The sequence below is a fragment of the Arthrobacter sp. P1_B3 genome (assembly GCF_056406615.1).
Window position 1 is genome coordinate 132960 of the sequence record NZ_JBFTZV010000003.1, and the last position, 11845, is coordinate 144804.

General features: G+C 67.0%; 12 protein-coding genes. All 12 read right to left on the minus strand.

Going from position 1 to position 11845, the window contains the following annotated elements; genetic code table 11:
- Nucleotides 1–154: 154 nt before the first annotated feature.
- Nucleotides 155–673, minus strand: coding sequence for a tetratricopeptide repeat protein (locus tag AC1D2F_RS05015; RefSeq protein WP_229994574.1), 519 nt, complete (start codon nt 671–673; stop codon nt 155–157).
- A complete protein-coding gene (aroB, locus tag AC1D2F_RS05020; RefSeq protein ID WP_229994575.1) occupies nt 673–1764 on the minus strand; it encodes a 3-dehydroquinate synthase in 1092 nt (363 codons plus the stop codon). The genes AC1D2F_RS05015 and aroB overlap by 1 nt, the downstream gene beginning before the upstream one ends.
- Complete coding sequence (locus AC1D2F_RS05025; RefSeq protein WP_290369380.1) at nt 1764–2372, minus strand: shikimate kinase; 609 nt, start codon at nt 2370–2372, stop codon at nt 1764–1766. Before AC1D2F_RS05025 ends, aroB begins: the two co-directional genes overlap by 1 nt.
- Nucleotides 2372–3571: a chorismate synthase gene (aroC, locus tag AC1D2F_RS05030; RefSeq protein ID WP_229994576.1), complete on the minus strand. Its 1200-nt coding sequence runs from the start codon at nt 3569–3571 to the stop codon at nt 2372–2374. Before aroC ends, AC1D2F_RS05025 begins: the two co-directional genes overlap by 1 nt.
- A 26-nt stretch (nt 3572–3597) precedes the next feature.
- Nucleotides 3598–4575, minus strand: a complete 978-nt coding sequence (locus AC1D2F_RS05035; protein WP_229994577.1) for a shikimate dehydrogenase family protein — start codon at nt 4573–4575, stop codon at nt 3598–3600.
- A complete protein-coding gene (gene mltG / locus AC1D2F_RS05040) occupies nt 4572–6344 on the minus strand; it encodes an endolytic transglycosylase MltG (RefSeq protein ID WP_229994578.1) in 1773 nt (590 codons plus the stop codon). Before mltG ends, AC1D2F_RS05035 begins: the two co-directional genes overlap by 4 nt.
- Nucleotides 6341–6925 (minus strand): Holliday junction resolvase RuvX, encoded by a 585-nt coding sequence (gene ruvX / locus AC1D2F_RS05045; RefSeq protein ID WP_229994579.1) that lies wholly within the window; start codon nt 6923–6925, stop codon nt 6341–6343. The genes mltG and ruvX overlap by 4 nt, the downstream gene beginning before the upstream one ends.
- Nucleotides 6926–6935: 10 nt before the next feature.
- Complete coding sequence (alaS, locus tag AC1D2F_RS05050) at nt 6936–9614, minus strand: alanine--tRNA ligase (RefSeq protein ID WP_229994580.1); 2679 nt, start codon at nt 9612–9614, stop codon at nt 6936–6938.
- 167 nt (nt 9615–9781) lie between these two features.
- Nucleotides 9782–10048: a DUF6167 family protein gene (locus AC1D2F_RS05055; RefSeq protein WP_229994581.1), complete on the minus strand. Its 267-nt coding sequence runs from the start codon at nt 10046–10048 to the stop codon at nt 9782–9784.
- A 19-nt stretch (nt 10049–10067) separates the two neighbouring features.
- Nucleotides 10068–10442, minus strand: coding sequence for a DUF948 domain-containing protein (locus AC1D2F_RS05060; RefSeq protein ID WP_229994591.1), 375 nt, complete (start codon nt 10440–10442; stop codon nt 10068–10070).
- A 167-nt stretch (nt 10443–10609) separates the two neighbouring features.
- Complete coding sequence (gene rpsD, locus AC1D2F_RS05065; protein WP_018773157.1) at nt 10610–11236, minus strand: 30S ribosomal protein S4; 627 nt, start codon at nt 11234–11236, stop codon at nt 10610–10612.
- 187 nt (nt 11237–11423) lie between these two features.
- A complete protein-coding gene (locus tag AC1D2F_RS05070; protein ID WP_229994582.1) occupies nt 11424–11822 on the minus strand; it encodes a cupin domain-containing protein in 399 nt (132 codons plus the stop codon).
- Nucleotides 11823–11845: the final 23 nt, after the last annotated feature.

Sequence of the window (11845 nt, forward strand, 5' to 3'; positions counted from 1 at the left end):
GTATCCTCTTAGTTTCTCTCTGGTTCCATCGGGCCGGTGCTATCGGCCAGACGTTCTATGCCGGGCCGGCATGCCAAGCGGCCCGCCAACGCGTATTTGTCAAAAATCCAAGATCTATTCTACCGGTTCCCGCGGACAGCTGGCTGACGGGGGCTCAGGACTGCTGTTCCAGCACGTCCCGCGCGCGCTGCAGCGCCACCGTGGACGCGTAGATCAGGGCCGCATCGGCGGACCCGGCCACGCGCAAATCCAGCGCCTTGGCGAAGGATTCGACGGCGGCGCCAACGTTCCCGCCGGCGAAGTAGGACCGGCCGAGGTGCTGGCGGACGGCCGCCTCCTCCAGGGTGCCCTGGGTCTCGGCGAGGAGCTGGCGGAACACCTCAACGGCCCGGTCGAACCGGTTCGAAACCCGGAGCACGTCCGCTTCGAAGATCCGCAGCCGGAGCGAGCCGGGGTCCTTGTAGCGCGCCTCGGCGAGGAGCTCGGCGGCTTCGCCCGCGTGCCCTTCGACGAGCCGGACCAGGATCCGGTCCCCGGGGTCGGTGGAGGCCGCCAACGCCTCGGCCAGGACCTCGTCATTGACGATCTGGGGCATCAGGGACTGCGGGTTGATCCGGACCCCGGGCAATCCCGCGTCCGGCCACTCGCTGGTGCCGCCCTTGATCATGTTCATCAGGAGGCAATCTCCTGGTAGGCGGCAAACAGCAGTGACGTGTCCGGGACGTCGAGGATGCCGGGCCTGCCGACGCCGTCGAGCACCACGAAACGCAGCAGGTCACCGCGGGACTTTTTGTCCCGCCGCATGCCGTCCAGGAGGGCCTGCCAGCGGTCGCGGCGGTACGTGATGGGAAGCCCCAGGCTTTCGAGGATGCTGCGGTGCCTGTCGGCGTCGGCGTCGCTGAGCCGGCCCACGCTGCGGGCGAGTTCGGCGGCGAACATCATGCCCACGGAGACGGCGGCGCCGTGGCGCCAGGAGTAGCGCTCGGCGAGTTCGATCGCGTGGCCCAGGGTGTGGCCGTAGTTCAGGAACTCGCGCCGGCCGGTTTCCTTCAGGTCCTCGGAGACTACCCGGGCCTTAACACTGATGGCTCGTTCAATCAGTTCCCGCAACAGGTCCGAGCGGGGATCGGAGACCGCGGACGGGTCCTTTTCGATCAGGTCCAGGATGGCCGGGTCGGCGATGAAGCCGCATTTGATGACCTCAGCCATGCCGGAGATGATCTCGTTCTTCGGCAGCGTCTCCAGCGTGTCGAGGTCCGCGAGGACGCCGGCGGGCGGGTGGAACGCGCCCACCAGGTTCTTGCCCTCGGCGGTGTTGATGCCGGTCTTGCCGCCGACCGAGGCGTCAACCATGCCCAGCAGGCTCGTGGGCATGTGGATGACCTTGACGCCGCGCAGCCAGGTCGCGGCGACAAAGCCGGCCAGGTCCGTCACGGCGCCCCCACCGACGGCGACGACGGCGTCGGAGCGGGTGAAGTCGTTCTGGCCCAGCACCTGCCAGCAGAAGGAGGCGACCTCGATGTGCTTGCCCTCTTCGGCGTCGGGGATTTCTGCGGTCAGTGCGGTGAAACCGGCGGCGGCCAGCTCTTCCCGGACGGTGTCCCCGGTAAGCCGAAGCGCCCGGGGGTGGATGACCAGGACGCGCTTGACGCGTTCACCCAGCAGGCCCGGCAGGCTTGCCAGGAGGCCACGGCCCACTACGACGTCGTAGTTCTCACCCGGCGTTTGTCCGGTGACTTTGATGACGGTTGATTCGGTACTCACTATTCAACTTCCTTTGTCGCCGCCGGGGTAGGCACGGCCGCGGTCTTCGACACGGTGTGCTCCCCCAGCGCATCTTCCAGCCGGTGGGCCAGCTCCGGCACGCTGCCGGTCCGGACATCGAGGACGAGGTCGGCGAGACGTTCGTAGACCGGCCGCCGGGTGGCGAACAAGGTCCGCCACCGGCCCATGGCGTCGCCGGCCAGGAGCGGCCGGCCCGAATTTCTGGCGATGCGTTCCGCCACAGTCTGGGCGTCGCACTCAAGGTAAACAACGGTACAGCGGCCCAGGAGCTGCTGCGTACCGGAGTCAAGGACAGCGCCGCCGCCGAGCGAGATGACGGTGGTGCTCCCCAGGGCTTCCTCAATGGCCTGCGCCACGGCCCGCGCCTCAAGCTCACGGAAGGCGTGCTCGCCCCGGCTGGCGAAGATCTCGGCGATCGTCCCGTGCTGGGCCACCACGAGGGCGTCGGTGTCCACGAAGGCGCACCCCAGGTGCTGCGCGAGCTGCTGTCCGATCGCCGATTTGCCCACGGCCATCGGTCCGATCAGCACCACCGGGCCAATGTGCGTTGCCGCGGCGGAGAGCCCGCCGGTGTTCCCGGCCGGCACTAGTGGCCGATCGAGTCCAGGGACGCCGGAATGCTGTCCAGGTAACCCTTGATGTTGCGGGCGGTCTCCTGTACGGAGTCACCGCCGAATTTTTCGGTGACGGCTTCGGCGATCACGAGGGCCACCATGGCCTCGGCGACGACGCCGGCGGCGGGGACGGCACAGACGTCGGAGCGCTGGTGGTGGGCCTTGGCCGCCTCCCCCGTGCTGACGTCGACCGTCTTGAGCGCGCGGGGCACGGTGGCGATCGGCTTCATGGCGGCACGGACGCGCAGGACATCGCCGATGCTCATGCCGCCCTCGATCCCGCCCGCGCGGTTTGATGTGCGGATGATCTTGCCGTCCGCGTCCTTGACGATCTCGTCGTGGGCGGCCGAGCCGCGGCGCGCCGCGGTACGGAAGCCGTCGCCGACCTCAACGCCCTTGATGGCCTGGATGCCCATCAGTGCCGCAGCCAGGCGCGAGTCGAGTCGCCGGTCCCAGTGGACGTAGCTGCCCAGTCCCGGCGGGAGCCCGTAGACAAGCACTTCCACGACGCCGCCGAGGGTTTCGCCTTCCTTGTGCGCGACGTCGACCTCGGCCACCATGGCGTCCGAGGTTTCGCGGTCGAAGCAGCGCAGCGGATCGGCGTCCAGGGCGATCACGTTGCCCGGGACCGGCAGCGGCCGGCCTTCCGGCACGGCAACGCTGGCGATGGACACGGTGTGGGAGACGAGTTCGATTCCGAGCTGCTTGAGGAACGCCGCGGCGACCGTGCCGAGCGCCACCCTCGTGGCCGTCTCGCGGGCGCTGGCGCGCTCCAGGACCGGGCGGGCCTCGTCGAAGCCGTATTTCTGCATTCCGGTGAAGTCGGCGTGGCCGGGCCGGGGCCGTGTCAGTGGGGCGTTCCGGGCCTGGTCGGCCAGGATTTCCGGCTCCACGGGATCGGAGGACATGATCTGTTCCCATTTGGGCCATTCGGTGTTGCCGACCTGGACGGCGACAGGGCCGCCCTGGGTCAGGCCGTGGCGGACTCCGCCGAGGATCGTGACCACGTCCTGCTCGAATTTCATCCGGGCGCCGCGGCCGTAGCCGAGCCGCCGGCGGGCCAGGGCCTCGCTGATGTGGGCGCTGGTGAGTTCCACACCGGCGGGCACGCCTTCAATTATTCCGACCAGTGCCGGGCCATGGGATTCTCCGGCAGTCAACCAACGCAACATACATTCCATCCTGCCATGTCGAGCGGTTAGAACACCCGTCGGGGCGCCCCGACTGCGTCACACATCACATCTATGACTCCGGCCGGGAGGGCCTCGCCCAGTCCGGTGAAGTGCCGGACCTGCTCCACCGCCTGGTAGATGAGCATTTCAAGTCCCGGGACCACCGTGCCGCCGGCTTCCTGCCAGACCGCGGCGATCCGGCTGGGCCACGGATCGTAGGCGACGTCCAGGAGGACGCCCGGGCGGCCCGAGCCGCCCGAGGGTGTTGTCCGCCGTCGTCCGGCGGCATCGTTCCGAGGCACGGATTCTGCCGGCGGGGCTGGCGGCTCTTGTGCCAGTTCCGCGGCAAGCGCATCTGCCAGTTCCACGGCAAGCGGGTCTGCCGCGCGGGGCGGCAGCGTGGAGATGACGACGTCGGCCGCGGCGACGGCGGCGGCCGCACCGGCGAGGGGAAGCACCTGGACGGGGAGCCCCACGGCGGCGGAGGCCGCGCGGGCTTCGGCGGCGCGGCTGGGATCGCGCACGAACACCTCGGCAGACACTGCGCCCAGTTCTTTGAGCGCAGCGATGGCAGCAGCCGCGGTCCCGCCGCCGCCGAGGACCACGGCGGTGGGCGCCGGGGCGGCCCCCGCGTGCCGGAGCGCATTGACGATCCCGGCGACGTCCGTGTTGTAGGCGACCAACCGCGTGTGGTCAGCTCTGCCGCCGCCGGATTCGAAGGCAACGGTGTTGACGACGCCGAGTGCGCGCCCCACTCCCCGGACCTCGTCCACTTCCGCCACCATGGCCGATTTCAGCGGCATCGTGACCGAGAGCCCGCGCCAGAAACCGTCAGCGCGCGCCTCAACCCTGACCTGCCGCATGAAATCCGGCAGGTCGGCCTCTGTCACGTCAATGGCGGAGTAGGCGATGTCCACGCCCAGGTGCGCGTAGGCGGCGCGGTGCAGCGCCGGCGACTTCGAATGGCTGATGGGATGCCCGAGGACGGCCGCCCGCAGCGTCATACGCAGCGTCCCGGGTTGGCCTCGCACCAGGCGTTGTACTGCTCCACGTATCCGTTGTGTTCGGCCAGGGTCTTGGAGAATTTGGTCTCCTTGGTGTCCAGGTTGATGGTGACCCAGTAGAGGTAGCTGTTGGTCTTGGGCTTGGCGGCGGCGTCAATGGCCGTCTTGCCGGGAGAGCCAATGGGCCCGACGGGCAGCCCCTGGTTGGCATAGGTGTTGTACCGGTTCGACTTGTCAGCCTTCTGGACCTCGTCGATGTGGAAGCTGCGGATGCCCAGGCCATAGGTGACCGTGGCATCGGACTGGATCAGCCCGTTCGTCTCGGTGTTGTTCGGCTTGAGGCGGTTGTAGATGGCGCCGGCGACGTCACCGTATTCGGCCTGGCCGCCTTCGGCCTGCACGATGCTCGCCACCGTCACGACGTCGTACTGTTTCGCGGCATCGGTGACCCCCTGGGCCTTGAGTTCATCCAGGGTGTTGCCTACGAGCTTCTGCAGAATGTCCTTGGCGGAGGTGCCCAACGGGAAGCGGTACTCCCCCGGCGCCAGGTAGCCCTCGAGGTTCTTGGCCTTCGCCGGGACGCCGAACTGGGCGGGCGCATCGCTGAGCGCCTTCAGCTCCGGAACCGAAATCCCGGTGCCCTCGGAAATCGCCTGCAGGGATTCGCTGATCCGCAGCCCGGCGCTGAGCGCAAAGTACATGACCTTGCCCTGGTCCTTGTTAAGCAGGACGTCCACGGCATCGGAGTTCTTCATTTCCTGGCGCATCGAGAACGTGCCGGGGTTCAGGGCACCGCCGGAAGCGGTGAATTCCTTGAGGAACGTGTCCGCGTTCGCCACGACCTTCTTTGACTGCAGCTCGGTGGCCACGGACCTCGGCCCGGCGCCGGGTGCGACCGTGATGGTGACGTCGCCGGTCCCCGGGCCCGGGTAATCGGCCACGGTGTCCATGCCCAGGAGGGGCTTGAGGAACTGCGCGCCAACGGCGATTGCGACGACGAAGACCGTCAGGGTAAGCACCAGGGCCAGGAAGCGGCGGCGGCGGCGGACCTTCTTGGACGGAACCTTGTCGTAGCGGACCGCTCCGGCCATCAGCTCGTGGCCGGGTTCGCTGTGATATTCGGCGTCCGGGTGGCCCTGTGCCAGGTGTTCGCCGGAGTCGTCGTAAACATGGTGAGCCTCGTCGTGGGGGTGAGGAGCATAGCCATCGTGGGGGCCGGCGCCATGCGCAACCGCGTCGTGGCGGGCGTCGTGGCCAAGCTGGCCTGCCGACGCATAGACGGCGTTCCCGTGGCCGGCGTCTTCGTGGACGGGCTCTGAGTGGATGGGGATCATCCGCGTGAAGTCGTCGCGGACGGGCTCTTCGTCGGCGGGAACGTCCTGCACTGTTTCCTCGTGCAGGGGCTCTTCGTGGACGGCTTCGTTGTGCACGGGCTCTTCGTGCACGGGCTCTTCGTGCACGGGCTCTTCGTGGACGGGCTCTTCGTGGACGGGCACTTCGTGCACGGGCTCTTCAGCTGCAGCGTCTTCGTGCACGGTCGGTGCTGCTTCGGGGAGTTCCGGGGCGGCCTGCGGCAGCTCTCCCTCCGGTGCCCGTGCCGGTGCCGGCGTCGGAACATCCTGTCCGGTCTCAAAAGCCTGCGGCGGGATCACGTTGTGTCCCTGCGTCGCCAGGAACTTTTCCCGGGCCCGGATTTCTTTGCGCGTCAGCGCTCGGTCAGCACCAATAGGGGCGTCACCGGAGGAGTCATCACTGTTGACCGGGCTCACTGTAGCCTTCCATGTTCTGAAGAGTGCGTCTGTACTGCCGGGTCGGTCTGTGCGCCGTCCCCGGTCGGCCCCGGCGCAGACTCCGCGTACACGCGGTTTCCGACCTCCGTTCCCCTGGCCTTTTGCATATCAAGCGCATGTTGCAGAATACCTGCCGCCGCAACCTGATCAACTACTGTACGGTGATTTCTGCTGCTCATGCCAGCTTCATGCAGGTTGCGGTGGGCGGTCACGGTGCTGAGCCGCTCGTCAATCAGCCGCACGGGCACGTCGGAGCCGGCACCCTGCAGAGCCCGGACAAGCAGTTGTGCATAATCTGCGGCCATCCTGGCCGAGGCGTGCTCTTCGCCCTTCATGGTGCGCGGCAGTCCCACGAAAATCTCCACGACGTCCAGCTCCTCCGCCAGGGCGGCCAGGATCCGAACGTCTGTGTTCTTTTTCACATTCCGCTGCAGCGTGCGCAACGGGGTCGCCAGGATTCCGTCGCGGTCGCAGACGGCCACGCCCACGCGGACCGTGCCGACGTCCACCCCGAGCTTCACGCCCCGGGGATAGACGCCGGCCACAGCAGCTTCAGACACGTGGGATCCGCTATCGCCGCGTAATGGCGTCCACGACGGCGCCGAGGGCAGCGCCAACCTTGGCGGCGTCCGTGCCGCCGCCCTGGGCGACGTCGTCCTTGCCGCCACCGCCGCCGCCAAGGATGCCCGCGGCGAGACGCACCAGGGCGCCCGCCTTGACTCCGGCTGCCCGGGCGGCTTCGTTGGTGGCGATCAGGATGACGGGACGGTCGTTGCTGACACCGGCCACCGCGACGGCGGCGGGCTCGGAACCGAGACGCGTCCGCAGGTCCAGGGCCAGGCCGCGCAGATCGTCCGCGCCGCTGACCTGGCCGGCGTCGTGTGCAATGACCTTGACGCCGGCGGCGTCCCTTGCGGTGCCAACCAGCTGGGCAGCGGCGGCCGTGAGCTGCTCCTTGCGCAGCCGCTCGAGTTCCTTTTCGGCCGTCTTGAGCTTGGTCAGAGTGCTGGAAATACGGTCCGCGAGCAGCCCGGAGGGAACTTTCAGCATTTCCGTGAGTTCGGTGACAAGGGCACGCTCGGCGGCCAGGTGCCGGAAGGCGTCCATGCCCACGAAGGCCTCGACACGGCGGTTTCCCGAGCCGACGGACTGTTCGCCGAGCAGGGACAGGCTGCCGATCAGCGAGGTGTTCTCGACGTGGGTGCCGCCGCAGAGTTCGCGGGACCAGGCGCCGTCGATCTCCACGACCCGCACCTCGTTGCCGTAGTTCTCGCCGAACAGCGCCATGGCGCCGAGCGCCTTGGCCTCGGCGAGCCCCATGATCTTAGTTTCCACCCGGAAGTTGTTGCGGATGGCGATGTTGGAGACTTCCTCGATCTCGGACCGGGTGGCGGCGCTCAGGCCCTCGCCCCAGGCGAAGTCGAAGCGCAGGTAGCCGGCCTTATTGAAGGAACCGCGCTGCAGGGCCTCCGGGCCAAGGATCTGGTGCAGGGCCGCGTGCACAATGTGCGTGCCCGTGTGGGCCTGCTCGGCGGCGTGGCGGCGTTCCCGGTCCACGGCGGCCTGAACCAGCGAATCGGACCCGATTTCGCCTTCGCGGACAATCGCCTTGTGCACGCTCAGGCCCTTGACGGGGCGCTGGACGTCCAGGACCTCGACGACGAAGCCGTCGCCGGTGATCAGCCCGGTGTCGGCGGCCTGGCCGCCGGCCTCGGCGTAGAACGGCGTCTCGGCCAGGACCAGTTCGATTTCGTCGCCCGTGGAGGCCTGGGCGACTTTCCTGCCGCCGGACAGGATGCCGCGGACCTTGGACTCGCCCTGGAGTTCGGTGTAGCCGGTGAAGACGGTCTCGCCGGCGGACAGCAGCTCCTGGAACGCGCTGAGGTCAGCGTGCGAACCCTTCTTGCCCTTGGCATCGGCCTGGGCACGCTGGCGCTGTTCGAGCATGAGCTTGCGGAACTCGGGCTCGTCGACTTTCAGCCCGGCTTCCTCAGCCATTTCCAGAGTGAGGTCGATCGGGAAGCCGTAAGTGTCATGCAGGGCAAAGGCGTCGGCGCCGGAGAGCGGCTGGTTGGCGGCCTTGGACTCCTTGACCGCGTCCTCGAGCCGGGCGGTGCCGGAGGCGATGGTGCGCAGGAAGGCCTTCTCTTCGGCATAGGCGATCCGACTGATGCGCTCGAAGTCGGTCTCCACGATCGGGTAAACGCCCTTCATGGCGTCCCGCGAGGCCGGCAGCAGCTCGGGCAGGCAGGCCTTCTCGACGCCGAGCAGGCGCATGGAGCGCACGGCGCGCCGGATCAGGCGCCGCAGCACATAGCCGCGGCCTTCGTTGGAGGGGGTGACGCCGTCGGCGATCAGCATGAGGGCCGAGCGGATGTGGTCGGCAACGACGCGCATGCGGACATCGTCGGTGTGGTGCGGGTCCTCGGCGGACTCCGCCGAGGTGTACTCCCGGCCGGAAAGGGCCGCAGCGCGGTCGATCACGGGACGGACCTGGTCGGTCTCGTACATGTTCTCGACGTCCTGGAGGATCATCGCGAGCCGCTCCATGCCGAGGCCCGTGTCGATGTTCTTCTTGGGCAGCTCACCTGTGATGTCGAAATCCACCTTGGAGCGGACGTTGTCAATCTGGTACTGCATGAACACGAGGTTCCAGATCTCGACGTAGCGGTTTTCATCGGCGATGGGGCCGCCCTCGACGCCGTAGGAGGGGCCGCGGTCGTAGTAGATCTCCGAGCAGGGACCGGCCGGGCCGGGCTGGCCGGTGGACCAGTAGTTATCGGCCTTGCCCATCCGCTGGATCCGCTCGGCCGGCATGCCGGTGTTCTTCAGCCACAGCTGCTCGGCCTCGTCGTCCTCCTCGTAGACGGTGACCCAGAGCTTCTCCGGCGGCAGTCCGTACCCGCCGTCGTCCACGCCGGTGGTGAGGAGCTCCCATGCGAACTTGATGGCGTCTTCCTTGAAGTAGTCGCCAAAGGAGAAGTTGCCGCACATCTGGAAGAAGGTGCCGTGGCGGGCAGTCTTGCCCACTTCCTCGATGTCACCGGTCCGGATGCACTTCTGCACGCTGGTGGCCCGGGAGTAGGGGGCCTCCTCACGGGCCGTCAGGTACGGGATGAACGGGACCATGCCGGCCACGGTGAACAGCAGGGAGGGGTCGCTGGAGACCAGGGAGGCGGAGGGCACGGCGGTATGCCCCTTGCTGACAAAAAAGTCGATCCAGCGCTTGGTGATCTCCTGCGACTTCATGAGCTGATTTCTTACCCTTCAATATTCACTGCGTTATGTGGCCCGCGTCTGTGCTGAGCGGGACAAGCTGAGGACCGGCACGGATCCGGGCCCCGTCAATATGGGACTCGTTTTAGGTGGTGCCGGCGCGCCCGTGACGGGCACCCTACTTACTAATTCTCTCCCGGCTAGCGCCGGACCGCATCCCGGCGGGCGACGGCGCCGCCGGCAGCAATATCCGTTGCCGTCTCGATGCCGAGGGCCGAGCGGAGTTCGGCCTCCCGCTCGCCCATGCCTTCGCGGACGGCGTCGGCAAAGTCGAACAGGCCGTCAGCCAGCCGTCCCACTGCCCGGTTCAGGCCCTCGGGGCCGAGTGCGGACTGGGCTTCGGTGACCTTGCGGAAGGCGATGACGCCGATCGCGACGCCGATTCCCATCCAGATGATTCTGTTCATGTCAGGTTCTCCTGGAGGCTTAGCGGCTGCGCCGGCCGGTGGCGGTCTTTTTACGGGTGGAGAAGGCGGAGCGCACGCCGTAGCTGAAGGCGGCCACCTTGATCAGCGGCGAGCCGACAGTGGCGGCCATGAGCGAGGACAGCGCCGAGATGTTGGCGGAGGCGTCCGAGACGTTGGAGGCGATGCCATCAACCTTCTTCAGCTGCTCGTTGGTGGTGGTCACCGTGGCAGTGACTTCGTCCATGAGCGGGGTGGCGCCGTCGCTGATAGAGCGGATGGAGGTCCGCACTTCATCGAACACTCCCCCGAGCTTCAGGATCGGCACGGCGAGCAGCAGGACCAGCAGTGCAAACACTCCAGCCGCGATCAGGCCGGCAATATCGCCACCAGACATAGACACTCATCTCCTTGAACTGCAGTGGATACCTGCTTGTTGCGTCGGGTTCCGACGGTTTCAGCCGGCGGTCAGAACCGGCTCCCGGGGAACTCCCCCAAGTACCTTACATACAAAGAAGCCCGCGGCGCTTGCCACGGGCTTCTTTGTAGGTGGTGCCTTTGGAATTAGCGTGCGTAGAATTCCACGACGAGCTGCTCTTCGCAGGTCACGGGGATCTCGGAACGCTTCGGGCGGCGCACCAGGCGGGCCTGCAGGGCGTCAAGCTTGACGTCCAGGTACGCCGGAACGATCGGCAGGACGTCGCGGTGAGCGCCGGCTGCTGCAACCTGGAACGGAGGCATGGTCTCGCTGCGGCTGTGGACGTGGACCAGCTGGCCCTCGCCGACGCGGAAAGACGGGCGGTCAACGCGGATGCCGTCAACGAGGATGTGGCGGTGCACAACCAGCTGGCGGGCCTGGGCGATGGTGCGGGCGAAGCCGGCACGCAGAACGAGGGCGTCGAGACGCATTTCGAGCAGTTCGATCAGGTTTTCACCGGTCAGGCCCTTGGTGCGGCGTGCTTCTTCGAAGGCACGGGTCATCTGGGCTTCGCGGATGCCGTACTGGGCGCGCAGACGCTGCTTTTCGCGCAGACGTACGGCGTAGTCGGAGTCCTGCTTCTTGCGGGCACGGCCATGCTCACCGGGGCCGTACGGGCGGCGCTCCATGTACTTGGCGGCCTTGGGGGTCAGAGCGATGCCGAGTGCACGCGAAAGGCGTGCGGTACGGCGAGCACGAGTGTTGTTAGCCACTTGTGTCCTTCCAATATCTGCGGTGTGTCAGTGTTACTGGCCTCCACGATGGAGAGCATCGGCCAACCGCTGCCTTTTGCTACTGGGCACAGGGCAACCCTCATCAAATGCGAAGTTTCAATGGATTGTGCGTCCGTGCCTTGCCAGACAACGAACCAGCCTACCAGATCCGGCCGATGGACCGAAGTCAGATCCGGGCGTGCACGCCCCGGGCACCGCTGCGCCCGAAGGACGCCGCACCGAGGAATTCCACGGCCACGAACGGTTTCGGGCCCACCACCCATTCGTCGTGACCTGGCGGAATCGCGTAGGTGTCGTTGGCGTGAATCGTGGAGTGCAGCCCTTCGGCCGTTTCGACTTCCATTTCTCCGGAAATGCAGAAACCGAGATGGTGGTGCAGGCAGACGTCGGTGTGCTCATAGGGCCGGGTGTTTTCCGACCACCGCCAGCCCGGGCCCAGGATCAGTCGGGCCACCGAGTAGTCGTTCACTGTGCAGAGGTCGAATTCGGCCTTGTCCGGGCACCGTTTCTTGTCCGGCACATCGAAGGATTTCACTGCCATGGCTGTAACGAAGTTGATACTCATGGGACACTACCTGGGGACGGGGC

Excerpts from the sequence above, each read along its gene's own strand:
- AC1D2F_RS05070 (WP_229994582.1), bottom strand. The coding sequence starts at position 11,822 with ATGAGTATCAACTTCGTTACAGCCATGGCAGTGAAATCCTTCGATGTG.
- aroC (WP_229994576.1), bottom strand. The coding sequence starts at position 3,571 with ATGTTGCGTTGGTTGACTGCCGGAGAATCCCATGGCCCGGCACTGGTC.
- AC1D2F_RS05035 (WP_229994577.1), bottom strand. The coding sequence starts at position 4,575 with ATGACGCTGCGGGCGGCCGTCCTCGGGCATCCCATCAGCCATTCGAAG.
- AC1D2F_RS05060 (WP_229994591.1), bottom strand. The coding sequence starts at position 10,442 with ATGTCTGGTGGCGATATTGCCGGCCTGATCGCGGCTGGAGTGTTTGCA.
- AC1D2F_RS05055 (WP_229994581.1), bottom strand. The coding sequence starts at position 10,048 with ATGAACAGAATCATCTGGATGGGAATCGGCGTCGCGATCGGCGTCATC.
- alaS (WP_229994580.1), bottom strand. The coding sequence starts at position 9,614 with ATGAAGTCGCAGGAGATCACCAAGCGCTGGATCGACTTTTTTGTCAGC.
- AC1D2F_RS05015 (WP_229994574.1), bottom strand. The coding sequence starts at position 673 with ATGAACATGATCAAGGGCGGCACCAGCGAGTGGCCGGACGCGGGATTG.